This window comes from Sphingomonas sp. P3_C5 (assembly GCF_056402635.1).
In genome coordinates this window covers 341,134-364,359 of record NZ_JBFUHA010000001.1, presented here as the reverse complement: position 1 = coordinate 364,359, position 23,226 = coordinate 341,134, and the positions used below count along the sequence as shown (strand labels likewise).

The 23,226-nt window shown below is 66.6% G+C and carries 19 protein-coding genes; 18 read left to right on the top strand and 1 reads right to left on the bottom strand.

Annotation, left to right across the window (positions count from 1 at the left end; all coding sequences use genetic code 11):
• Positions 1 to 12 precede the first annotated feature (12 nt).
• Positions 13 to 726: a response regulator transcription factor gene (locus AC1DVS_RS01610; protein WP_478019663.1), complete on the bottom strand. Its 714-nt coding sequence runs from the start codon at positions 724 to 726 to the stop codon at positions 13 to 15.
• Positions 727 to 1,147: 421 nt separating this feature from the next.
• Between AC1DVS_RS01610 and AC1DVS_RS01605 the strand changes: the two genes are divergently transcribed.
• From AC1DVS_RS01605 to AC1DVS_RS01520, 18 genes are read left to right on the top strand one after another with little or no spacing between them, the layout of a single operon-like run.
• Positions 1,148 to 1,486, top strand: a complete 339-nt coding sequence (locus tag AC1DVS_RS01605; protein ID WP_478019662.1) for a hypothetical protein — start codon at positions 1,148 to 1,150, stop codon at positions 1,484 to 1,486.
• Positions 1,486 to 2,079 carry a Pvc16 family protein gene (locus tag AC1DVS_RS01600; protein ID WP_478019660.1) on the top strand — a complete coding sequence of 198 codons (594 nt, stop codon included), beginning with the start codon at positions 1,486 to 1,488 and terminating at the stop codon, positions 2,077 to 2,079. Before AC1DVS_RS01605 ends, AC1DVS_RS01600 begins: the two co-directional genes overlap by 1 nt.
• Positions 2,076 to 2,969 carry a hypothetical protein gene (locus tag AC1DVS_RS01595; RefSeq protein ID WP_478019658.1) on the top strand — a complete coding sequence of 298 codons (894 nt, stop codon included), beginning with the start codon at positions 2,076 to 2,078 and terminating at the stop codon, positions 2,967 to 2,969. The genes AC1DVS_RS01600 and AC1DVS_RS01595 overlap by 4 nt, the downstream gene beginning before the upstream one ends.
• 15 nt (positions 2,970 to 2,984) lie before the next feature.
• A complete protein-coding gene (locus AC1DVS_RS01590) occupies positions 2,985 to 5,234 on the top strand; it encodes a phage tail sheath family protein (RefSeq protein WP_478019656.1) in 2,250 nt (749 codons plus the stop codon).
• Between the two features lie 12 nt (positions 5,235 to 5,246).
• Positions 5,247 to 5,702: a phage tail protein gene (locus tag AC1DVS_RS01585; protein WP_478019654.1), complete on the top strand. Its 456-nt coding sequence runs from the start codon at positions 5,247 to 5,249 to the stop codon at positions 5,700 to 5,702.
• Positions 5,703 to 5,705: 3 nt separating this feature from the next.
• Positions 5,706 to 8,528 (top strand): phage tail sheath C-terminal domain-containing protein, encoded by a 2,823-nt coding sequence (locus AC1DVS_RS01580; RefSeq protein ID WP_478019652.1) that lies wholly within the window; start codon positions 5,706 to 5,708, stop codon positions 8,526 to 8,528.
• The gene (locus AC1DVS_RS01575) at positions 8,528 to 8,998 is read left to right on the top strand and encodes a phage tail protein (protein WP_478019650.1); all 471 of its coding nucleotides are present in this window, start codon (positions 8,528 to 8,530) and stop codon (positions 8,996 to 8,998) included. Before AC1DVS_RS01580 ends, AC1DVS_RS01575 begins: the two co-directional genes overlap by 1 nt.
• On the top strand, positions 8,995 to 9,783 hold the full coding sequence (locus tag AC1DVS_RS01570) for a CIS tube protein (protein WP_478019648.1): 789 nt from the start codon (positions 8,995 to 8,997) through the stop codon (positions 9,781 to 9,783). The genes AC1DVS_RS01575 and AC1DVS_RS01570 overlap by 4 nt, the downstream gene beginning before the upstream one ends.
• Positions 9,784 to 9,794: 11 nt before the next feature.
• Entirely contained in the window at positions 9,795 to 9,947 is a 153-nt protein-coding gene (locus tag AC1DVS_RS01565) for a hypothetical protein (RefSeq protein ID WP_478019646.1), read from the top strand.
• 9 nt (positions 9,948 to 9,956) lie between these two features.
• A complete protein-coding gene (locus tag AC1DVS_RS01560; RefSeq protein WP_478019645.1) occupies positions 9,957 to 11,024 on the top strand; it encodes a phage late control D family protein in 1,068 nt (355 codons plus the stop codon).
• Positions 11,021 to 11,749, top strand: coding sequence for a phage baseplate assembly protein V (locus AC1DVS_RS01555; protein ID WP_478019644.1), 729 nt, complete (start codon positions 11,021 to 11,023; stop codon positions 11,747 to 11,749). The genes AC1DVS_RS01560 and AC1DVS_RS01555 overlap by 4 nt, the downstream gene beginning before the upstream one ends.
• Positions 11,746 to 13,857, top strand: a complete 2,112-nt coding sequence (locus AC1DVS_RS01550; protein WP_478019643.1) for a hypothetical protein — start codon at positions 11,746 to 11,748, stop codon at positions 13,855 to 13,857. The genes AC1DVS_RS01555 and AC1DVS_RS01550 overlap by 4 nt, the downstream gene beginning before the upstream one ends.
• Positions 13,854 to 14,246 (top strand): GPW/gp25 family protein, encoded by a 393-nt coding sequence (locus AC1DVS_RS01545; protein WP_478019642.1) that lies wholly within the window; start codon positions 13,854 to 13,856, stop codon positions 14,244 to 14,246. Before AC1DVS_RS01550 ends, AC1DVS_RS01545 begins: the two co-directional genes overlap by 4 nt.
• Positions 14,247 to 14,259: 13 nt before the next feature.
• Complete coding sequence (locus AC1DVS_RS01540; protein WP_478019641.1) at positions 14,260 to 16,518, top strand: baseplate J/gp47 family protein; 2,259 nt, start codon at positions 14,260 to 14,262, stop codon at positions 16,516 to 16,518.
• Positions 16,518 to 19,268 carry a phage tail protein gene (locus AC1DVS_RS01535; protein WP_478019640.1) on the top strand — a complete coding sequence of 917 codons (2,751 nt, stop codon included), beginning with the start codon at positions 16,518 to 16,520 and terminating at the stop codon, positions 19,266 to 19,268. The genes AC1DVS_RS01540 and AC1DVS_RS01535 overlap by 1 nt, the downstream gene beginning before the upstream one ends.
• A gap of 30 nt (positions 19,269 to 19,298) precedes the next feature.
• Positions 19,299 to 20,597, top strand: coding sequence for a hypothetical protein (locus AC1DVS_RS01530; protein WP_478019639.1), 1,299 nt, complete (start codon positions 19,299 to 19,301; stop codon positions 20,595 to 20,597).
• Positions 20,594 to 21,871 carry a hypothetical protein gene (locus AC1DVS_RS01525; RefSeq protein ID WP_478019637.1) on the top strand — a complete coding sequence of 426 codons (1,278 nt, stop codon included), beginning with the start codon at positions 20,594 to 20,596 and terminating at the stop codon, positions 21,869 to 21,871. The genes AC1DVS_RS01530 and AC1DVS_RS01525 overlap by 4 nt, the downstream gene beginning before the upstream one ends.
• Before the next feature lie 21 nt (positions 21,872 to 21,892).
• Complete coding sequence (locus AC1DVS_RS01520) at positions 21,893 to 23,182, top strand: hypothetical protein (RefSeq protein ID WP_478019635.1); 1,290 nt, start codon at positions 21,893 to 21,895, stop codon at positions 23,180 to 23,182.
• Positions 23,183 to 23,226 lie beyond the last annotated feature (44 nt).

The following is a 23,226-nucleotide window of genomic DNA, read 5'->3' as shown; positions in this document are numbered from 1 at the left end:
CCGGAACTAGTCTCAGATCGCCGCCTGGCTCCGGCTCTCGTGCCCCTGCGGATGCGGCAGTCGCATGCCGGCATGGGGCGCGTTGTCGAGCATGATCATCCGCCGGCGCGTCAGGTTGAGCTTGTCGAGGATCATATGGACGTGATTCTTGACCGTCGCCGGGCTGATGTTGAGCGTGCAGGCGATCTCCTTGTTGGAAAGCCCTTCCTCGACCAGTGACGCGATCTCGCGTTCACGACGGGTGAGGTGAGCGTCCGAATCCACGCGGCCGAGCCCGGCAAGCTGCGCCACGCGCTGCAGCAGCCGGGCGGTGAGCCCCGGTGGGCAGACGGGAAGCCCGCTCAGCACGCGGGTGGCTGCGAGATTCAGATCCTCGATCGTGCCGTCATGGTCGACAAAAGCCGTCACGCCCGCCTCGGCGCCGGCAAGGCCCTCATCCTCGCTGGTCATCCCGAAGCCGATCACCTGAACCTTGGGCGCAAGCGCGCGCGCCGCACGCGCCGCGTCGCGCGAGCAGGTGCGGGAGATATCGAGGAAAATGATCTGGACTGCGTACGCTGCGAGCGCCCCTGGCAGGGCATCGGACGAGATCGCCCCCACCAGCCGCAGGTCGCCGATCCGGGCAAGACCCGCGGCGATGCCTTCCCGATAAATCAGGACGTCGCTGACCACCACTGCCACTGGTCTCGTGTCGCTATGTGCCTCGCCAGTCCGATGCAATTCCATGCGCGATACTCCCGCTGTCCGTACAGGACTTGATATCGGTCGCCCGGCTCGACTGGCCCGGTCAACAACTCGATGGGGAAGAAACTCGCGACCCAGTTTCCCGGTTTTTGCACGTCGTTTCCTGCGGACAACACTCCGACACAGCGAAGCAGCACCGCAATCAACCTGAGCGAATTATACTCGAATCGGACCGATTCGGAACCGCGATTCGCGATAAACATTGGGTTTTGGATGTTTCTCCCCGGCCATCCGGGCCATTTTATCCCCGCCTGGACCATATGGTCCGGGCCATTGGCCTGGTCGAATGATCCGGTCGTGCCGTCCGAATGAGGGCCCGGGCCCTTTTCCCGATCCTCCGGCTCATGCGCCGCCGCACCCACCAGGCCTAGCAGTAACACCCTGACCAGAGGCGGGGGACGCGATGACGATCCGCGTATTGCTCGGCACGACCACCGCAATGGTCAAATCGGCGTTCCAGGGCGCGCTTTCCGATTGTGAGGATATCGAGCTGATCCAGGCTGACCCTTCAGAGATTGCGCCCGACGATATCGACGTCGTCGTCCTGCATCAGGTCCCGCTCGGCGAGTGCACGCCGGCGCTGCGGGCGATTGCCGATGCCGCCAGGATCGGCGTGGTGGCGATCGGCGACGACGGCCTTGCCGGTAATCTCTACCGGGTCGATCGTCAGGGCTGGCGCTTCACGGCCGGCGGTCAGCACAGCCTGGCCGATGCGATCCGCACCGTGGCGCGGACGGGCTGATGGCACAGCATCAAGCCATCGCCGCAGTCGCCGCAGCGATCCGGGGGCTGTTGCGCGAGCGCTATCCCCGCGACGCCTTCGATACGCTGACGGTCGAGATGTATCAGGCCAAGGACATCGAAAAGGGCCTGACCGTCGATGGCTTCGCCATCCTGCCGTGGCGCGTGGCGATCAATACCCAGCGCCGTGCGCGGGCTCCACGCGTCGATATCTTCGGGCGCCGCTTCAGGCCCTCGCTGCCGCTCGATCTCAGCTTCCTGATCATTCCGGTCGCCTCCTCGACGGAGAAGCAGCTGCGCATGCTCGGCTGGGTGATGCGTGCGCTTGAGGATGCAGGCTCGATCACCGCCGCCCAGCTCAATGATTATCTCACTGAGGACGGCATCTTCACGGTCGAGGAAGATCTCGATCTGGTCTGCGATCCGCTCAGCGTCGTCGATCAATTGTCGATGTGGGATCGCATTCGCCGCCATCCGCTGTTCGTCAATTATCTCGTCCGCATGGTGCTGATCGACAGCAACCAGGCGCTCGACGACACCGGCATCGTGCTCGAGCGCGGCTTTGGCGTCGGCGTGGCCGAGGATGTCGCATGACGCTGGCGCTCGTCTCGCCCGATCGCTTCGTGCGGTACGTGCCCCTGGGCTTCGCCTTTCGCGACGCCTCGGATCTGTCGCTTGTCGGCGACGGGCTGGAGGTCCGCATCACGGACGCCGCGCGGCCCTTCCGTACCGCTGAGCTCGGGCCGACGCCGAGCAGCACCTGGATGACGCCGCGCCTGCCCGGCCTCGACGCGATCCTCGGCGAGAGTGCCGCCGACTGGCCCGCCAAGGCGCGGACCTTCCATGTGGCCGTCGACGATCCGTTCCGCCGCTTCCTGCCGATCCGTTTCGATGCCAAGCTGCCGGTACGCGGCCGGTTCGTCTGGCCGGGCTCGGCGGCGCTCGATCAGGCGAAGATCGCGCCGTTGCTGCCGGCCGACGCGCCGGTCGGCTATGCGCCCGATTATCTGCCGCTGTTTCCGTCGATGACGCGCGCGATATCCGCCTCGAGGGCAATGGTCCGTGCCCAGCTCGCCGAACGTCAGGCCAACGGCTCCGACAAGCCGGCCGCCTGGGCGGCGATGACCGTCTCGATCGGCGGTAAGATCATTGCGCTCGGCATCGCAGGCGCGAACGGCTCGATCGCTGCAAGCGGCGGCTATCCGGCACTGCCCAGCCAGACTCCTGTCGAAGCAGCCAAGGGCCGCGCCGCGGTGACCTGGGATGCCGAGATCGCTGTCTATTGGGACGAACTCACGGATGATCTGCCTGATCTCGGCGCGATCCTCGGTCAGCTTTCCAGCCCGGCGCGCGTTGCGCTCAAGCAATTCGGCAAGACCGATCCCTTGCCCGCGCAACCGCTGACGCTCGGCCGTCCGCTCACCCTCGTCTCGATGAAGTCAGCGAGCGAGCGCCTTTCAACCCTCTACCTCAAGCCGAATTGATCGAGGAGACTGCCCATGCCTGAATATCTCGCCCCCGGCGTCTTCGTGGAGGAAGTCTCCTACCGGGCCAAGTCGATCGAAGGTGTCAGCACCACCACCACCGGGTTCGTCGGCGCGACGCGCTTTGGCCCGATCGACATCGAGCCGGACATCATCACCTCGCTCGTCGAATTCGAGCGCGTCTATGCCGGGCGCCAGCAGCTCGCATTCGAGGACGGCGGCAAGCCGACCGACAATTATATGTGGAACGCTGTCCGCGCCTTTTTCGAAGAAGGCGGCAAGCGGCTCTATGTTGCCCGCGCCTTCAACGGCGATCCGATAGCGAGCTGCGCCACCGTCCCCGGCGATTCGGCGCCGCCCGCCAATGTCAGCATCCGCGCCCGTTTCCCCGGCAAGGCGGGCGAGGCGCGGGTGCGGCTGCAATTCTGGGTGAGCCAGAACAAGCTGGTGACTACCGGCGCCCCCGAACTCCGCGCGTCGCAGGACCGCGATGTCGTGTATATTGGCGGTGGCGCTGCCAAGACGGGCGTCTTCCTGGCCAGTTTCGACGCGCAGAAGGGGCTGTGGAGCTTCAGGCCGCAGGACGGCAAGGATACCGGTACCGACGACGTCGCCCTCAAGGATCTCGCCGCGACGGCCACGGTGCGTACGATCACCGCCACCGTCTATGTCGAGCCGGGTGAACCCGGTTTGCCCTTCTTCGCAGCGACCGGCCTGGCGATTGACCGTGCCCACAAGACCGCGGGCGCACATGACTCGCTGTTCGATTATTTTGCAGCTGAGCCGGCCAATCTCTCGGCCGCGCGCTCGATACCGATCGTGTTCACCACGCTGACCAAGGTCCAGGCCACTGCTGAGCGCGATGCCGCCAAAAAGCGCAACGACGAAGCAGTCGTCGCCAATCCCCTGGCGATCGCCGCGCTGGCAAAGGCGAAAGCAGACCGTGATGCGGAGCAGGCCAAGATCGATCCACTGAATGTCGCGCTCGCCAAGGCGAAGGCCGATCTCCTAGCCAACGCAGACCCCAGCAAGACGGCCGCACTCACGCAGAAGGTCACGGATGCCCAGAAGCTGGTCGATGACGAGCAAATACTGCTCGACGCGGCGGCCGCGAAGATACCGCTGGCGCAAGCCGATGCCGATGCGGCGGCCGCCGATCTGGCCGCTACGACGGAACAGCTCGCCGCCGCCGAGCTGGTGCTCACCGCCGCCGGGACTGACGACACCAACCCGCGCAACGGCGCCAAGCTGGTGTGGGACTATCACACCGCTGTCAACGGGACGCCCAACCGCTTCCTGACAACCGATCTGTCCGCCAGCACCGGCACCGCGCCGTTCTTCGAGGCGGTCTTCTTCCTGACCAAAGGCAGCGACGGCAAGATGCCGGACCTAGCGTCATTCCAAGGCGCTGAGGATCCGACCACCAACCGCAAAAAGGGTCTCGCGGCGTTCGAGGACATTGAGGACATCTCAATCGTGGCGGCGCCCGGCTCGACCTTCACCGCTACCAGCGCTCAGCCGGTCGCAAACGCGCTGATCAGCCATGCCGAGCGGATGCAATATCGGATCGCGGTGCTCGACAGCATCAAGGGTCAGTCGATCGCCGAGGTCCGGGCCTATCGCGCCAAGTTCGACAGCAGCCACGCCGCCTTTTATTTCCCTTGGGTAAAGATCATCGATCCGCAGACGGGGCAGGAGAATCTCTATCCGCCTTCGGGCTTCGTCGCCGGCATCTATGCCCGCAACGATACCGAGCGCGCTGTCTTCAAGGCGCCGGCCAACGAGGTCGTCACGCTGGCGCTCGGCTTCGAGAAGCTGATCAACAAGGCGCAGCAGGAAGTGCTCAATCCCGAAGGGATCAACTGCTTCCGCTTCTTCGAGGGGCGCGGCATGCGGCTCTGGGGCGCGCGCACCGCCAGCTCCGATCCAGAGTGGAAATATGTCAATCTTCGCAGATACTTCGCCTATCTCGAGCGCTCGATAGACAAGGGCACCCAATGGGCCGTGTTCGAGCCCAATGGTGAGCGGCTCTGGGATAATGTGCGCCGCACGATCGAGGATTTCCTCCTCAACGAATGGCAATCTGGCGCTCTGCTCGGCGACAAGCCGGAACGGTCCTATTTCGTCAAATGCGACCGCTCCACCATGACCCAGAACGATCTCGATAACGGCCGGCTCGTCTGCCTGGTCGGGGTTTCGCCACTGCGTCCCGCCGAATTCGTCATCTTCCGTATCGGCCAGTGGACGGCCGACCGCAAGTCATAAGGGGACATCGTCATGGCAGTTCTCAGAGCAGATCGCCCATACGTCCAGTTCAACTTCCTGGTCGATCTGGGCGATGGCAACCCCGAAAGCCCACAGGCGGGCTTCCAGGAAATCAGCGGTATCGGGATGGAAGTGACCGTCTCCGAATACCGGCTGGGCAACAGCAAGGAAAATTCGGTGGTCAAGATCACCGGCATGAACAAGTCGACTGACGTCACCATGAAGCGCGGCGTCATCGGTTCGCTCAATCTCTACAAATGGCTCGATCAGATCCGCAATGGCGATCAGAGCGCGCTACGCACCGTCACGATCACCCTCAAGAACGAGGACCATACGGCGGACGTCCAGGTCTGGAAGCTGCTCCGTGCCCGCATCATCAAGCACACCAGCGGACCGCTTAACGCCAAGGGCACTGATGTCGCGATGGAGGAGCTGGTGCTCGCCTACGAGCGGCTGGAGATGCAATAAGCGATGTTCGCCGGCGACGCCCTTCCCGGCATTCGCGTCGACATCGCCCCGGCGCCGGTCGTCGAGGCGCTGCCGCGCATGGACGTCGCCGTGTTCGCGGGATTTGCCCAGCGCGGGCCCTGCCACCGCGCGATCGCACTCTCGAGCGCGGCTGCCTATGAAACCGTGTTCGGGGGCGATTGCCCGCTCGCTTACGATGGCGAGAGCGGCGCGCGCCTGACCGGCAATCTCGCCGCCGCCATTCGCGGCTTCTTCTCCAACGGCGGCAAGAGATGCTGGGCAATCCGGCTTGCCGAGACCGATGATCTCGCAGCCGTCCGTGCTACGCTCGGCGTGGCCGATCCGGGCTCGCGCCCCGCCGTTGTGGGCAGCTTTCTGATGCCTGGCCTGCTCAGCCGCCTGCCGGACCCGGACGACGGCGCCAGCGTCATAGCACCGGCCATGCTGAGCGCGGCCAGTCTCGGCTCCTGGTCGGATGCGATGCAGCTCGCCGCCCGGGTTTCGCGCCGCCCGGTTGCGATCACCGGCCAACGCCGCCTGCCTTATGGCCTGGCCTTTGCCGATCAGGGCGTGCTCTCGCCCGGCGATCTGGTCGAACTGATCGGCGGCAATGGCTTCGTCACCCGCTACGCCAAGGTCCTGCGGCTCGCGAATGGCGAGGTTTTCGCGCTGTGGATTGCTTCTTTCGCGCGCATCTCCGGTTCCGAAAAGAGCCCGGTGATCAAGAAGGGCCATGTACGGATAGCGGGCGAGGACGGCAGCTTCGCCGCCACCCTCACTGAAAGCACGCCCCCCACGCTCGCGCTCGATGATCCGGCCGGCATCCCCATGCTTGCGCGCGGCCGCTGGCTCCATTTCCTGCATAAGGGCGAAGCCGATTGGCTGCGCATCGACGTGATCCAGGATGAAAAGGCGATTGGCCCTACATGGCAGCAGGTCGCATCCCGCATGCCCGGCAGCGCGCTCGCTGCGGCACGGGTCACGATCGACATTGCCGAGCATCGCCCCGCCAACGATCGCGTCCATGCCGGGCTGTCGCTGGCGCCCGAGGCGAGTGGCGCGGTCCAGGGGCTGGTCGACGCCGATCTCTTTTACGCTGATCCGGCCAGGCGCACCGCCGCGATCCGCCCCGGCTTCGCGGTCTCGCGCGATGAAAGTGCTGCGATTGCGCTCGGCTATCTCGGCAGCGGCGCAAACGCAGTCTTCGCCGACATCGCCGCGCGCTTCGGCACGCCCTATTTCACCGCCGCCGATCGCCTCGCACTGCGCTCCTCCTGGTTGCCGATCGGCCTCGATCCAAGCTTTGGCGAGCCCGTCGGTCCGCTGCCTCAGGCGGAGGATTCGCTGGTTCGCGACGGGCTCTCGCGGTTCGACGAAAAGCTGTTCCTCGATCCCCGTCTTGCCGATCTCCGTGGCCCGGCGCTGGTGCAGGCCGCCGCCGCGATCCGCGATCTCGACGAGCAGCAGCTGTTCGGCGTGCATGCAGCGCTCGATATCGCCGGCGATCTGTTCCCCGAGCCGAGCCTGCTTGCCGTTCCCGACGCGGTCCAGCCCGGTTGGGAGCTCGGCGCAGCGCCCGACGCAGTGCTCCCGCCAAAGCCGGGCGCGCCAGCCATGCCCGACTGGCGGACACATTCAGGTGGCTGCCCCTCCGCCAATACGACCGCACTGACCACGCCCGATTATGGCGCGTTTCTCGACAGCAGCACGACGCTTCTCGCCACGCCGGTGCTGACCGGACCGACAAAGCCGGTCGCCGCCGACGTTTTCACTCTGTCCTGGGGGCCGCAGCCAGTCGGCAGCGTGGTCGCGCTGGAAGAGGCAGCGCGTGCCGATTTCTCGGACGCAGTCGAAATCCTGCGCGAAAAGGCAGTCGAGCATCTCGACATTCCCGGCCGCGCCCAGGGCGCCCATTATTACCGCCTGCATATTGAGCTCGACGGCAATGTCTCCTCCTATGCGAGCATCGCTGTGGTGCTGCGCGCCGCAACCTATGTCGCGACGCCAGTCGATGCGGCGCGCCTTTCCCGCCTCCAGCTTGCGACCTTGCGCATTGCCGGAGCGGGCGGCGATTTCTTCGTGCTGCTGTCGCTGCCCCGCCAATTCCGCACTGCCGCCGCGACCGCGCACGCCACCAGGCTGGCGACGCTCGCCACGGGCGTCGGCACTGCCGGCCAGCTCGGCAGCGACGAGCAGCGGCTCCTGTCTTACGGCGCACTCTATCACCCCTGGCTGGTTGCCCGCGGCAGCGCCGGGCTGGTCTCGTCGCCCCCCGATGGCGCGGTCGCCGGATTGATGGCGGCGCGGGCACAGAGCCGGGGCGCCTGGATCGCGCCCGCGAACGATCCGGTCCAGGACATTGTCGGGCTCGACCCGGCGCTTCCAGAGGCTGAGCTGCTCTCGCTCGACCGCGCCCGTATCAATATGGTCCGCCGCCTGCCGCTCGGCTTCGCGCTGCGCGACGCCGATACTCTGTCGAACGAGCGCGACTGGCGCCAGATCAACGTCCGCCGGCTGATGATGCTGCTCAGCCGCACGCTGCGGCGCCGCGGCATGACCTATGTGTTCGAGCCCAATGGCCCGGTCCTGCGCCGTGCGGTCGAGCGCAGCCTCACCGCCACGCTCGACGATCTCCAGCAGCGCGGCGCCTTTGCCGGCGCCAACTCGGCGCAAAGCTACCGTGTCGCGGTGCAGGAAAGCGATGCCGATATTGATGGCGGCCGCCTGATCGTCGAGATCGGTGTCGCGCCCGCCCAGGCGATCCGCTTCCTCAATGTGCTTCTCGTCCAGCAGGGCGCGCGGCTCACCATCTTGGAGGATGCGTGATGGCAGACGCCCCGCGGCCCTTCACCGCCTTCAACTTCTCGGTCGAGATCTATCCTGACGGCAAGAGCGCGCCGCTCTGCAAGGCGGCCTTCGCTGAATGCGACGGGCTCGAAATGACGCAGGATTTCAAGACGATCCGCTCGGGCGGCGCCAATGATCATGCCTATCGCGTGCCCGGGGTGATCAATTATTCCAACCTCACCCTGAAGCGCGGCGTGACCGACAGTTTCGATCTCTGGACCTGGTTCGCCGATTCGATCGCTGATCCGTTCCTGCGCGCCAATGCGGAGATCGTCCTGCTCGCTGAGGATGGCAGCACGGAACGCGCGCGTTTCCAGCTCAGCCGCTGCCTGCCCGCCAAGCTCAAGGCGCCGGCATTCAACGCCAAGGACGGGACGATCGCGGTCGAGGAATTCCAGCTCTCCTATGAAAAGCTCCAGCTCGCCCAGGCCCTGGGGAGCGCGGCATGAGCGAGCAGGTCCTCGTCAAGGCGCAGCTCATCGAGCTCAAGCAGGATCTCACCTCGGAGCTTCCCGGCGGCAAGAAGCTCGATGTCCAGTTCAACCCGGAATCGATGAAGGTCACCTTCGCCAACCAGGTCGCCGAGCCCAAGGGCGGCGACCAGAAGGCGGGGACCGCCGGCCGCCAGTTCGTCGGCGCCGGCACCACCAAGCTTACGCTGACCCTGTGGTTCGACGTCACCGCAATGACCGAGAATCCGCTCGATGACGTCCGCCGCCTGACGTCACAGGTGATTTATTTCATGACGCCAACCAAGGCGGATTCGGATCCCAAGAAGCTGGCGCCACCCGGAACGCGCTTCTCCTGGGGCTCGTTCATCTTTGATGGCATGGTCGAGGGGCTCGAGGAATCGCTCGAATTCTTCTCGGCCGCCGGCAAGCCGCTGCGCGCGAGTATTGCGGTCACGATGAGCCAGCAGAAGATCCTGGTCGCCGATTTCAAGGGCTCGAGCGGCGTGGTTCCGAACCGGCCCGGCCAGCGTCCGTTCACGCCCGCGCCGCAGGGCGGCAGCCTGCAGCAGATGGCTGGCGCCGCCGGCAAGGGCGGTGACTGGCAGGGCATCGCCGCCGCCAACAATGTCGAGGATCCGTTGCGCATGTCGCCCGGGGCGCTGATCGATCTCGATGCCAGTGTCAGCGTCGGGGCCAGTGTCGGCTTCGGCGCAAGTGCGAGCGCGTCGATCACGCCGCCGAGCTTCGAGGCGAGCGCTTCCGCGTCGCTGTCGATCAATTGAGGAGAGCTGAAATGGCCGTCGTCATTGATGAATTCGAAGCCAGCGGGGAGCCGGCCGGTGACGCCAAGGGCGACGGCGCGCCGCCACGCGAGCCGCACCCGCATGAAACACGACGTCGGCTGCGCATGGTCGCGCTCCGCGCCGCCCGGCTTTCGCCGCGCTGAGGCCCGCACATGTCAGCTGAAGTCGCCCGCCTGCCCATGCGCCCCGCGCGGCCTTCGATCGCGATCGAGGGCGGGCGCGATGCAAAGCTCGAGGCGAGTCTGCTCCGCTACGAGCTGACCGACAGCATCGAGGGCATGGCGCGCGCCGAGCTGGTGTTCGGCAATTGGGGCGGTGAGGACAAGCCGGGCTTCCAGTATTTCGATCGCAAGACGATCGACTTCGGCAAGGCGATCAAGGTCGGCGTCGGCGACGACAGCATATTATTCGAAGGCCGCATCACCGGCATCGCAGCCGCTTTCCCGGAAGGCGAGGCGGCGCGGATCACTGTCTTCGCCGAGGATCGGCTGCAGGATCTGCGGATGACGCGGCGCACGCGCTGCTTCGCGCAATCCTCGCTCGGCGACATCGTCCGCAAGGTCGCTCAGGAACATGGCCTCCAGGCCCACGTCGATACCCAGGCGCCGACCGTGCCTTTGCTGGCGCAGCTCAACCAGACCGATCTCGCCTTTCTGTTCGACACCGCCCGCCGCTTCGATGCCGATATCTTTGTTCAGGGCACGACCCTGCACGCAGCGCCCGCACGGACCCAGGACGGCGTCGCGCTCGCCTGGGCCGGAACGCTCAGGTCGTTCCATGTGCTGGCCGATCTCGCCAATCAGCGCAGCGCCGTCATTGCCTCGGGCTGGGATGTGTCGGGCAAGGAGGGCGTCAGCCACCGCGGCGCCAAGGATGCCATCCAGTCCGAGCTGAACGGCGATACCGCCGGCGGCGACATCCTCGTCCAGGCGCTTGGCGAACGGGTCGATACGCTCGCCCACGGCGTGCCGCGTTCGGCGGACGAGGCGAAGCAACTGGCCGAGGCAAGCTACCGCCATATGGCGCGGGGCTTCATCACTGGCGAGGGCACCTGCGAGACTGACGTCAAGCTGCGCGCTGGCGTCAAGCTCGATCTCACCGGCCTAGGGCCGCTGTTCGACGGCAGCTACCGCGCGATCTCGGTCACGCATCTTTACGACAGCGAGCACGGCGCGCGCACTGAGTTCCGCTGCAATCGTCCGGGGATCAAGCCTTTATGAGCCTGTTCCTCCTCGATGGCGATCGCCGCCAGATGCAGCTCGATGAGCGCATGCCGCAGGGCTGGGGCGGCATCTGGTACGGCGTCGCGCCCGCGACAGTGGTCGACATCAAGGATCCCGATGGCCAGGGCCGCGTCCAGGTCACGCTGCCCTGGTGCCCCGATTCAGGTGGCGGCCGCTACGAGGCATGGGCACGCATGGCGTCGCTCTTCGCCGGCAAGGATCGCGGCAGCTGGTTCATCCCCGATGTCGGCGACGAAGTGCTGGTCGCGTTCGAACATGGCGATCCGACCCGGCCTTATGTGATCGGCGGCCTGTGGAACGGCTCGGATTCTCCGCCTGAAAGCATGGACGGCGCGGGCAAGAACAACCGCAAGGTGATCAAGTCGCGCCAGGGCGTGACGATCACGCTCGACGACACCGACGGTCAGGTCCAGCTCATTCTGGAAACTCCGGGCGGCCAGAAGGTGACGCTCAAGGACACGCCGCCGACCGTCGATATCGAGGATGCGAGCGGCAACTCAGTCAAGCTCGAGACAAGCGGCATCACCGTCACCGCCGCCGCCAAGGTGACGGTCAACGCAGCGCAGGTCGCTGTGTCGGCGGGGATGGTGACGGTCGATGCCGGCATGTCGAAATTCTCAGGGGTGGTTCAGGCCGATACGGTGATCTGCAACAGCATCGTCTCGGCCAGCTACACGCCCGGCGCGGGGAATATCTGGTGACCGCGCTCGCCCATCCGCTGACCTGGGCAGCACCTCGGCCCTTGTGGCGCGGCGGCGCCTCGCCCGGGCGCGCGCCGACCATCCTGCGCTTCGCGACCGACGAGTTCATGGAGCAGCTGCTCGGGATGCTCGAGACGGATCCGGGCAGCCTGGCCGATCATGTCGCCAGACCGGAAACCTGGCGTTCGCCACCCGGCACGCTGGCGACCGAGGATCTGATCGAACGCGTGCCGCTCCCGGCGCCGCTCAAGCAGAGCCGGCTGATGACTCGGCTCGCGCGCGCGCCGAAGCCGCTGCCGACGCCTGCCCCCAACACACGTCTCAAGCTTTACCAGCCGGCACATCAGCGTTTCTACATCGCCTGCGCCACGCTTGCCTGTGCGATCCCGGGCCTGCCCGATCGCAAGCTGGCGGGCGGCCATGAGCAGATCGGCTTTGTCCTGCGCCGCCGCATGCCCGCAACCGCCAACGCTGCGGCGGGATCGCCTTTGGTCGAATATGGCTATGTGAAGGATGCCACCGGCGCGCACTGGCAGCGCGTCTCGAACGACGACGAGGCGGTCCTCGCGCCCGGCGAGGAGCGGCTTCCGGCCTTCCCGCTCGCCCATCAGGACGGGCACGGCCTGAAGCGCAGCCTGTGGGGCGGACTGATCCCGGTCGGGCGCCGCGAGCAATATCTGAGCGCACCGATCACGCGCACCGTGAAGCGCCTGGTCGAGGGCCAGGCCGAAGCGCTCACCGGCATCGCGCCTGCCACGCCCCGCAACTCGAAGCTCGCGCGCACCACTGAGTTCAAGATGGATTTCGCCGAGCCGTGGAAGGCGCTGATACAGGCCGCGATGAAAGCGGCCGACGATATCGACCGCGACCGGGATGCGAAGTCGGGCACGACCCAGCGCCAGACTCGCATCCGCGCACGGAACGTCGGTTTCCAGTCGCAGAGCTGGCTGCTCCTGCTTGACCTGATGGCGTTCCTCGATCGCCATTTGAAGACCGTGGCTGATGCTGTGCGGCACAATGCGTCAGCCGGGCTGACCGGTGCCAAGCTCGATCTCTATACTTGGCTTTCAACTCAGACGAGCCAGGCTGACAGCAACCGGCTCGCCAACGGTTTCAACCTTGCGGGAATTAGCCCCAACCCGCCGCTTCCCCATCTGCGCAGCGTCGCTGATGCGCTGCGCCATGTCGATGCTCCCGGCGTCGGCGCGCTGCTCGAGGCGGTCGAGACCCAGTATCGCGACGTATTGGCCGAGCGCGCTGTCTGGCCCGGTTTCCACTACCTGCTTGCCGGTATCGGCAGTGATGGCGCGGGTGAATCGATCGACGCGCAAGGTGGCTTCCGCACCCTTCCGCCGTCCAACTCGGGTGCCGCGCCCGATGCTGAGATCGACGCCCTGACAGTCCCCCTTGTTGCGCCAACCGAGCCCGACACCCCGGATGCCGCTGCGCCGCCACAACCCTTTGACATCAACGCGGTCGAAAAGCTCACCGTGCTCGTCGCCCGGGCGCTCGATACCAGCGACGAGAGCGATGCGCGTCCCATGCCCTTCGCGCAGCAGCTGGCGCAGACCATGCAGGACAGCGTCGGCGATACCGGCCAGTTCGTGCTGCGCTTCGTCCATCTCAACGCCGATTGCGGGCCGGTTCATCCGCCCACCCTGTCGCAGCCCAGCGAATCCTTCGAGCTCGCCAATTTCTTCGATTCGGATGCGCCCGCGCGCCCGGTCCGGATCACCCTGCCGATGGACACCAGCCCGGCGGGCCTGCGCAAACATGCCCGCGGCACTGCCTTTGTCCTGTCCGATATGCTGTGCGGCCAGGTCCAGCGCGCCAAGGGCATGGGGTTCATCGATCTGGTGCTTCAGGTCCTGCCCTGGCCGCTCCACAAGGATATCGACACCGGAGACGGCGGCGGCTGCAAGAACGCCAATGGCATCGATATCGGCATGATCTGCTCGCTCTCGATCCCGATCATCACGATCTGCGCGCTGATCCTGCTCACCATCATCATCACCCTGCTCGATTTCATCTTCCGCTGGGTGCCCTTCTTCATCCTCTGTTTCCCGGTGCCGAAGCTCAAGGGCAAGGCCAAGGGAGGTGGCGCATGACCAGTCCCTTTGGCAAGAGCGTCGCCTTTCCGCCGCGCGTCGATGCCTCGGGCCGCATGCTGTGGTCGGAGGGCGAGCGGAACATCCAGGAATCGATCGCGATCATCCTCAGGACCGATCCGAACGAGCGGGTTGGCCTGCCGCGCTTCGGCGCCGGGCTCACCGCGTTCCTGTTCGAGCCCAACAATGCCGCCACCCATGCCCGTATCGCCCACGCCATCGACACAGCGCTGAAGGCGCTGGAGCCGCGCATCGCCGTCGACACAGTCCAAGTCTCTGCCGATCCGAAGGCGAGCGAAACCGCCATCGCAACCATCGCCTATCGCCTCGTCGCGACCGGCGCCGCCCAGAGCGTCACGCTAGACGTGCCGCTGGCCGTGGCAAGCTGAGGGGAGAAGAGACATGCCACTCCCCGTGCCCGTAACCGACAATCGCCGCTACCAGGCGCTGGTCGACGAGCTTGTCGCGCGCATCCCGTCGCACACGCCCGAATGGACCAATTTCAACGATTCGGATCCCGGCGTCACGCTGATCCAGCTGTTCGCGCACATCACCGAGAGCCTGCTCTACCGCGCCAACCAGATTCCCGAGCGCAACCGCGCCAAGTTCCTCCAGCTCCTCGGCGTGCCGCTTGCGCCGGCGCAGGAAGCGCGCGGCCTCGTCGCCTTCGCCAATGAGCGCGGACCGGTGGAATCGCTTGTCGTCCCGCGCGGCACCGAGCTGTTCGCGGGCACGCTGCCCTTCCGCACCGCGACCTCGCTCGACGTGCTGCCGCTCGATGCGAAATTCTATGTGCGCCGCCCGATCGTATCGCCGAGCCAGGAGCTGCAGGACTATTACGCGCTGCTATATGCTTCTTATGGCAAGCCGGTCCCGCCGGTCCTGACCCTGTATGAGGCGGTCGAGGTCGTGGCCGGTGCCGATGTCGATCTCGCCGAAACGGTCGACCACAGCCTCTGGGTGGCCTTGCTCGGCCGCACCCAGGACAATGTGCCGGTGAAAGACCGCGACGGGTGGGACGATCTCCGGGAAAAGCTCGCCGGGCGGACGCTGTCGCTTGGCATGATGCCGGATCAGGGCGCCGACCAGATCGTCGCGCGCCCGGGCACGCCGCCTGCGCTGAGCGACGGGCTGCTCCGCTTCGAACTGCCCAGCCCCGGCCCGATCGCACTCGATGCGAACGGCGCTCCCTCGCCCACCTATGTCCGCGTCATGGCGCGCGCCGATTTCGATCCGCTGACTCAGCCCGGCATCATCGAGCTTGCGCTTCCGAGCGCGGCCGGCCTCGATCTCTGGTCGCTCGATCCGCTCGAGGCCGGGGTCGGCGATCTGCCGCCGATCGCCGACGCGCCCGATGTCGCCAAGCGTCTCGTCACCTGGCTCCGCATTCGCTCGGGCAGCACGACGGACGTCAAGCTCAACTGGGTCGGCATCAACGCCGCCCAGATACGCCAGCAATTGCTGGTCAGCGCTGAGCGGCAAATCGATGGCGACGGCACGCCGGATCAGGTTCGCCAGCTCCGCCAGTCGCCGGTGCTTGCCGGGTCGGTGGCGGTAATCAGCATCGACAATGAGGAGCGCCACGACTGGGTCGCGATCGACGATATCCGCGCCGCTGGTCCCGAGCTGCCGATCACCGGCGCACCCGATATGGGCGATCCGGTCGAGGTCTTCTCCTGCGACGCGGAGGCTGGGCTGTTGCGCTTCGGCGATGGCTTTACCGGCCGCCGGCCGAAGCTCGGCGAAGCGATCTATGCGAGCTATGCCTGCACCGCCGGTGCAGAGGGCAATGTCGGCGCGGGCGCCCTCAAGGCGGGGCCGTCGCTGGCAGCCGGCGTGACCGCGACCAATCCGGTACCGACCTGGGGCGGCGCCGATGCCGAGAGCGTGACGGCGGCCGAAACCCAGGTGCCGCGCTTCATCACCCACCGGGACCGGCTGGTGACCGCTGAGGATTTCCGCGCGATCGCCTGGCGGACCCCGGGCGTTTCGATCGGCCGGATCGAGGTGCTGCCTGCGGCCCATCCCGATATCGCGCCGATCACCGTCGGCTCGGCGCCAGGCGCGGTCACGCTGATGGTCGTTCCCACGCGCGATCCGGCCTATCCCGATGCGCCGCGCGCGGACCGTCCCTTCCTCAACACGCTCTGCAACTATCTCGATCCGCGCCGTCTGGTAACGACTGAGCTGGTGCTGCGCGGGCCCGATTATGTCGGCATCTGGATCTCGATCGGTATCGAGGTCGCTGGCGGGCGATCGGTCGCCGAGGTTGTCGAGGGCGTCAAGGCGCGGATCAAGGCGTTCCTCAGCCCGCTGCCCGCGCCAGGTACACCGATGCCGCAGTTGCCGATGCTCTATGGCCCGGATATCGATCCGGCGCTTCGCGGCTGGCCGCTCGCCCGGGCGGTCCATGCTCGCAGCCTGCAGGCCGAAGTGGCGCGTGCGGCCGGGATTGTCTCGGTCGAGGATGTGCTGCTCGCTCAGGGTTCCGGTGTCGCGGTCGACAGCGTTGATCTGTCGGGGCTCCAGCTGCCCGAAATTCTCGGCCTCTCAGTCGTTGCCGGGCCACCTCTGCCGCTCGATGTGCTGCGCGGCGCGACCGCCACGCCGACTGCAGCGGTCGGCCGCATGCCGGTTCCGGTTTTGGCGGGGACCTGCTGATGAACGTCAACAGCGCCCGTTTCCATCTGATGCTCGGCAAGGACGATTGGAGCGCCTGCACCACCGTCGGCCCAAAGCCGGTGACGCTCGCGCGCCGATGGAATGACGCGCCGACCGATGCAGGCGCACCCGCCTTCGACAGCGGGCAGCTGACCTTGCTCCCCCTTGTCGAACCGATTCCGCCCACGCCCGGCGAGCCCCTGTTCACCGCCGCCGACCACCGCGACGCAGTCGCCGATCGCAACGGTAACCTCTACATCGTCGCTGACGACCGGCGCGGCCTCCTCGTGCGCTCGGCCGGCGACACCGTCGTCACCCCTTTCTGGCCGCTCCCCGCCAGCCGCCGCCGCACCGCGCCGCGTGCCTTCACGGATGCCGTGCCCGATGTTGCGGCGCCCGAAACATTGGCCGGGCTCACGGTCACCACCAGTGACTTCCTGATCGCGGGTGCCGGGGACAGCCTGTTGCGTTTCGATCTGGTTGGCGGCGGCCCGCCCGAACGGCTCCGGCTTCCCGATGGCATTCTTGTCGCGGCGCTCGCCGCCACCGAAGATGGCGGGCTCTGGTTGCGCGATGCGAGCAAGCCGCGCCTGCTCAAGCTCGATTGCCATCTTTGCGTCGAGACGCGCCCCGTCCCGGCCGAGCCGGCGATCTTCGCGCCTGACGGCACTGACCCCGCGCCGGGCTTCACCGCCGAACCAGTGGCGATCGACATCACCAGCGTCCCGGCGCCCGCCGGCCTCGCCACCTTTGCCGATGGGAGCGTCGTGCTGCTTGATGCGCCGGAGAAAAGCCCGGCCGGGCTGTTCATCGTCGATCCGGGCGCGACGGCGATCCGCCCGCTGATCCGGCTCGATTTCGTCGCGTCCTGCTTCGGCGCGCTCGGCAGGAGCGGGGTGCCGGCCCTGCTGCTCGCCGATACCGACGGCAACCAGGCGCGCCGGGTCGATCTGATGCAGCGGGGCGGCCGCTGGGAGGCGCGCCCATCCTCGGCCACGTTGCCGCTCCGCCGTTTCGGCGGGCGCGCCTTGGTCGCGATCGGCAACCACGCTTATTATGACAGCGGCGCGACCGATCCGATCTGGGTTCAGGTGGTCCAGGTCAAGCATCGCCGCTTCGCCGAGAAGGCAAGCTTCGTCACACCCATCTATGACAGCGCCGCGCCGCAATGCGTGTGGGACCGGATCCGCCTCGACGGCTGTATTCCGCCCGGCACGCAAGTGCTGGTCGAAGTCCGGGCCGCCGATGATTCCGCCACTTTCGCCACCCAGGCCGATACCGGCTGGGTCGCGCAGCCCATGCTCGCTTTGTCGCCGAGCGGCACCGAGCTTCCCGGGAAACGCGCCATCGCGGTCGCCGCGACGGATGCGCGCATCGGCAAGGGCAGCTGGGGCCTCCTGCTCCAGGGGATCACCGGGCGTTATGCGCAGCTGCGGATCACATTGCTCGGCGATGGCCGCGTCACGCCGCACCTGCGCGCGCTTCGCCTCTGGTATCCGCGCTTCTCCTATGTCGAGCGCTTCCTGCCCGGCGTCTACCGCGAGGAGCCGGTCTCGGCTTCCTTCCTCGAACGCTTCCTCGCCAATTTCGAGGGGCTGAACACAGCGATCGAAGACCGCATCGCCACCGCCGAGACGCTTTTCGATCCGCGCACCGCCCCGGTCGAGATGCTCGACTGGCTGGCGAGCTGGTACGAGGTTGCGCTCGATCCGGTCTGGGACGAGCGGCGGCGGCGGTTGTTCATCGCCAATGCCGCGCGGTTCTTCGGCTGGCGCGGCACGATCAGGGGATTGCAACTCGCGCTCAAGCTCGCGCTCGATGCGACGATAACCGCGGCGGATTTCGTCCTCGACGGCCCGGATTGCGCCTGCCCCGGCACTATCCGCATCGTCGAGGCCTATCGCAGCCGCGCACGCGTGCGGAGCTTCCCCGCGCCGGCGACCGCGCAGACGCCCGGTATTCGCAGCCTCGACAGCGACTGGCTGCCCGAGGAGGGCGCCGCCGGGCTGTGGGCGCGCTGGCCAGAGAAGCCGGCACCCGGCGGCCGCTTCCCGCTCTTCCCGCCGGCCGGCAAGGAAGCGATCTGGGCCACCCTAGTCCAGCGGCAATTCGGCTTCATGCCCAGCCTCGGCCAGAGCGAACGCGCGCGCTGGCTGGCGTTCCAGACCTCGATCGGGGTCGCCTCGCCCGCCACAGATCTGCCCATCGCGCCAAGCGAGGCCTGGCAGCGCTACGCCGCTCTGCCCACCCATGATCGCCAGGCTTGGCAGGATTTCCTCGCCGCCCGCTACCGCACGATCGATCTGCTCAACGCGGCGCATAACAGCGTCTGGGACGACATCACCCTGGTGCCGCTGCCGGATTACCTTCCGGACACCCCGGCCGCGGCCCGCGACTGGCTGATGTTCGAGGGGCAGGAGCTGCCGATCGACCGTACCGCCCACCGTTTCAGCGTGCTGTTGCCGCGCAGCCGGGTCGATATGGATCCGGACGTCGAGGCATCGCAGCTCGCGCTCGCCCGCCGCATCGTCGCGCTGGAAAAGCCGGCACACACCATCTTCGACGTCCGCTTCTACTGGGCAATGAACCGCGTCGGCGAGGCCCGGCTCGGGCTGGACAGTGCGATCGGCCAGGGCAGCCGTGCACCGGAGCTGGTGCCCGCCGCTGTGCTCGGCCGTGCCTATGCCGGCGCCACCTTTATCGGCGGACCCGCCGCGCCGCCTCGCGGCAGGAGTCAGATCGCATGCTGAGACATTCAATCCTCACCGGGGAGCAACTTCATGGGATGCTGTAGCCCATTTTCGGCGGTGGCGACGTCCGCGTCCGCTGACCCCGCCCGCCACGTCAACTTCACCGCCGGCATGGTGCTGGGCGTCGATGATTACCGGCAGGAGTTTGCCTATCATTCGGCGCGCGACAAATGGATCGTCCGCGAATTCCTCGGCTATGGCACGCTTTCTGGCCTCGCCGTCACCGTCGAGCCGGATGCCAAGGGCCCGCGCGTCCGCGTCACGCCTGGTGCTGCCGCCGCGCCGAGCGGCCAGCTGATCTGCGTCGGGCGCGAGCAATGCGGCTCGTTCAACCCATGGCTGGCGCGCACCGAGATTGCCGACAAGCTCAACGCCCAGGCCGCGCTCCAGGTCGATCACGACCATCTCACCCTCACGCTGTTCCTGACGCTCTGCTATGTCGATTGTGCCGTCGCCGAGGTGCCGATCCCGGGCGAGCCCTGCCGCAGCGACGAGAATCTGATGGCGCCGTCGCGGATCGCCGACGATTACACGCTGAACTTCTCCTTCGATCCACCGCCGATGACCGAGGCACTGGCGGGCCCCGTGCTCGACGCCTTCTGGGCCGGGCTTGCCTTCGATGGCCCGGCCAATACACCAGATGCCTTCGCGATCGCGCTGGGCCGGGCCGAGCTGCAACTCAAGCTCGCGCTCGGCGTCTATCCGGCTGACGCGCCCGCGCCTGCCCCGGCCGACCTTGCCCAAATCCACATCTCGAGCGCCGCCGAAGCCCGTTTCCGGGGTGCGCTCAGGGCCTTGTGGGTCACACGGATTCGCCCGCTGGTCGCCGAGCAGCGCTGTGGCGCCGACACCGTCGCCGCCAATGATTGTCTGCTGCTCGCACGCCTCACCGTACCTGTGGTCCGCGTCGCAACGCATTGGGAAGTTGCGGCGCCGCCAGTGGGGCAGCCGACCGCGGTAACGCTGGACGAGACGGATCGGCCGGTTTTGCTCTCCGCCGCCATTGCACAATCGACCTTCGGCGCGGTGGTAGACGACCAGGATGCTGGCAAGACCATCGTCATCTTCACGGCCACGGGAGTCATACCTCCAGCAACCCGTGTCGCCGTGATCCGCTCGGATGCCGACATCCCGGTGAAGCTGCCCGCAGCGAAAATTCTCGGCAATGCGCTGACGGTAAAGGCCGGTGGAACCGGCATCGTCACGCTTACAGTCACTGGCAGCGACAAGATCGATGGCAACGACAAGCTCGTCCTCGCGGTACGCGGCGCTGTGTCGATGATCGCGGACGGCGCCGGTACCTGGCATGTCACGGGGCTGGTGAAATGAGCGCGTTCCAGGATTTCGTCGATCTCCAGCAGCCGGTCAGCGATGGCGGCATCGAGAGCGTCAATTTCTTCAACGGGCGGCTGCTCACCGGCGGCGACATGGCGCGCGAGCAGGCCGCGCGGCGCAATTCCGAAGGCCGGCTCGGCGAGGCGCTCGGCGACGGCATTGCCTTTGGCCTCGATGTCTCAGCCCAGCCGCCTGACCTGGGCGACCCGCTCGCCAGCATCCTGGTCCAGCCGGGCCTCGCGATCAGCCGCACCGGGCACATCCTGCGCCTTAGCCAGCCCGAGCGCATCCGGCTGTCGCGCACTGATTCGACCAGCTTCGCGACGTCGGGCTGCAGCTTCGACGATTGCACGCCGCTGGCCGGCGGCACCTATGTCGCGGGCGAGGGGCTGTACCTGCTCACCATCGCCCCCGCTGAAGTCGCCGCAGGCCGTGCCCCCTCCAACGGGTCGGGCGCGACCGGCACCCCGTGCGACGTCGATCGCCGCATCGACAGCGTCCAGTTCCGCCTGCTCGAAATCCCCTCGTCGCTCTATGCCGATCTGCTGGTCACCGCGCCGGATTTCCGCAACCAGATCGCCTATCGCTGCTTCGGCCCGGGCGTGCTGGCCGACTGGTCGACCAATCTGCTCGCGAGCGGCGCCCGGGTCGACGGACTGCTCGACAAGATGGCCGGCTATGGTTTCTCGGCCCAGGAGATCCCGCTCGCCCTGATCGGCTTCCAGGGTGCGGCCGACCTCACCCTGCTCGACAGCTGGGCCGTGCGCCGCCCACTTGCGCTGGCGGACCAGCCTGGGACCTTCCGCAGCGCGACCGCGCCGCGCCGCATCGCCACCGGGCGCGCGATGCTCGCTCAGTTCCAGGCCCAGTTCGACGAGCTCCGCGCCCTCAACACGCCCGCCCTCAAGGCCCGCACCCATTTCCCGCATCTGCCCCCGGTCGGCGTGCTGCCGCGCCTGACGCCAGCTCAGGGCAAGGATTTCTTCGGCGGCATGGAAATCCGCGGCCCCATCCATATCAACAGCGCGACGGTCGAACTGCTGATCCGCGAGAGCCTCGCCGTCCCGGCGATCCGCACGGCGAGCACCGAGGTCGTCTGGCTCTATGCGGTCGCCGAGAACCTGATCGCCGGCACCAGGGCGATCGCCGACGGCACCAAGGTCGACCCCTATCTCATCTTCGCTTCGGCGAACCTCGCATATCGCGGCGACGCCCGCTTCAATCTGCATCGCTGGAACTACGCCAACTACGCGCTCGGCGGCGGCTGAGCGCGGCCGGAAAGGACAACCATGGTTCAGACAACCACAGACCCCGGCACGATCTCGGTCCCGATGTCGAGCATCCTCGACGCGCTCGAGGGCGTGCTCACCGAGGCGGAACGGACCGCCTTGTTCGAGCAGCTGATCGGCCTGCGTCCCGCGGGGGTTTCGCCCGGCGATCTGATCACTGCCGAGTTGTTCAACCAGGTGCTGAGCGACGTCAATGATCTCGCTCAGCGCGTGGCCGTGCTAGAGGGGGGGAGCGACAAGGTCCCCCATCTCCCGGTGATCACCCAGATCGTGCCGCAACTCGTCAAGACGGGCCATGAGTTCACTGTCTTCGGCCAAAATCTCAACCCCAACCTGTTGAGCCGGATCGACGTCGACGATACCAATATTCCGCTCGATCGGATCAAGGACGGCAGCAGCCCCACCCGTTTGGTGCTTGATGCTCCAGCGATCATCGGACTTCCCGATACCGGTGCCACTGTCGTTCTCGCGGTGTCGAACCCGGCCGGCACCGGCCAGGGTAGCTATGTTCAGCTACCGGGCGTTGCCGCGAATATTCAGGCGACCATAGCCTTCGCGCTCAAGTCGGTTACGCCGAATGAAGCGCTGAAGCCGAACAAGGCCTATGACTATAGCTTCGAACTCTCGATCCAGAGTTCGCACGACGAGACGTTCGTTTTGACACCGCAGATAAGCGGTCAGGGTTGGTTAGCGGTCAACAAAGGCGCGGGCACGATCCCTGTCACCTCCGCCTCCGCGACCAACACCGTGAAGGCGGTCATGGTTGTCACGGTCACCACCGGGGCCAGCGGATCGGGAACGCTGTTGCTCAATGTCCACGGCACCAATTTCCCCAACTACAATGCCAGCTCGCTGCCAACGCCGATCATCATCGCCGCGCCGCAACAGCTGCCGACCGACAAGATCGCGGTCAAGACCGTCGTCGCAATCGGCCCCAACGCGAAGTTCGCCAACAATACGCTGTTCATCAAACGCACGCCGCAGGGTGGCCCGGGCGCCATCATTCTCTCGATCCAATTCACTTTCCAGTCGATCGACGCCTTCCAGGTCGGCGCGCCGGCCGCCAGTCCGGCCAGTGACTGGGACGCGCAGCGCACGACCCCGGGCACGATCAATGTCGGCTCTGTCGGGGCGTCGAGCGTCGTCTCGCTCCTCGTCACGCCCAAGAAGAACAACGGAACCCAATTCACCTCTGGTCCCGGGCAGATCGATTTCATCGTTCAATCAAGCAACGGCGTGGAGAAGCTGCCCTTCTCCGCCCAGCTCAGCATCGTCGACACGCTTCCCTAGAGCAAGGGCGGTGTGAAATTTCACAAACAGATACAGGAGGATAA

Coding starts and splice junctions, on each gene's coding strand:
- AC1DVS_RS01610 (WP_478019663.1), bottom strand. CDS start 726: ATGGAATTGCATCGGACTGGCGAGGCACATAGCGACACGAGACCAGTG.
- AC1DVS_RS01605 (WP_478019662.1), top strand. CDS start 1,148: ATGACGATCCGCGTATTGCTCGGCACGACCACCGCAATGGTCAAATCG.
- AC1DVS_RS01600 (WP_478019660.1), top strand. CDS start 1,486: ATGGCACAGCATCAAGCCATCGCCGCAGTCGCCGCAGCGATCCGGGGG.
- AC1DVS_RS01595 (WP_478019658.1), top strand. CDS start 2,076: ATGACGCTGGCGCTCGTCTCGCCCGATCGCTTCGTGCGGTACGTGCCC.
- AC1DVS_RS01590 (WP_478019656.1), top strand. CDS start 2,985: ATGCCTGAATATCTCGCCCCCGGCGTCTTCGTGGAGGAAGTCTCCTAC.
- AC1DVS_RS01585 (WP_478019654.1), top strand. CDS start 5,247: ATGGCAGTTCTCAGAGCAGATCGCCCATACGTCCAGTTCAACTTCCTG.
- AC1DVS_RS01580 (WP_478019652.1), top strand. CDS start 5,706: ATGTTCGCCGGCGACGCCCTTCCCGGCATTCGCGTCGACATCGCCCCG.
- AC1DVS_RS01575 (WP_478019650.1), top strand. CDS start 8,528: ATGGCAGACGCCCCGCGGCCCTTCACCGCCTTCAACTTCTCGGTCGAG.
- AC1DVS_RS01570 (WP_478019648.1), top strand. CDS start 8,995: ATGAGCGAGCAGGTCCTCGTCAAGGCGCAGCTCATCGAGCTCAAGCAG.
- AC1DVS_RS01565 (WP_478019646.1), top strand. CDS start 9,795: ATGGCCGTCGTCATTGATGAATTCGAAGCCAGCGGGGAGCCGGCCGGT.
- AC1DVS_RS01560 (WP_478019645.1), top strand. CDS start 9,957: ATGTCAGCTGAAGTCGCCCGCCTGCCCATGCGCCCCGCGCGGCCTTCG.
- AC1DVS_RS01555 (WP_478019644.1), top strand. CDS start 11,021: ATGAGCCTGTTCCTCCTCGATGGCGATCGCCGCCAGATGCAGCTCGAT.
- AC1DVS_RS01545 (WP_478019642.1), top strand. CDS start 13,854: ATGACCAGTCCCTTTGGCAAGAGCGTCGCCTTTCCGCCGCGCGTCGAT.
- AC1DVS_RS01540 (WP_478019641.1), top strand. CDS start 14,260: ATGCCACTCCCCGTGCCCGTAACCGACAATCGCCGCTACCAGGCGCTG.
- AC1DVS_RS01535 (WP_478019640.1), top strand. CDS start 16,518: ATGAACGTCAACAGCGCCCGTTTCCATCTGATGCTCGGCAAGGACGAT.
- AC1DVS_RS01530 (WP_478019639.1), top strand. CDS start 19,299: ATGGGATGCTGTAGCCCATTTTCGGCGGTGGCGACGTCCGCGTCCGCT.
- AC1DVS_RS01525 (WP_478019637.1), top strand. CDS start 20,594: ATGAGCGCGTTCCAGGATTTCGTCGATCTCCAGCAGCCGGTCAGCGAT.
- AC1DVS_RS01520 (WP_478019635.1), top strand. CDS start 21,893: ATGGTTCAGACAACCACAGACCCCGGCACGATCTCGGTCCCGATGTCG.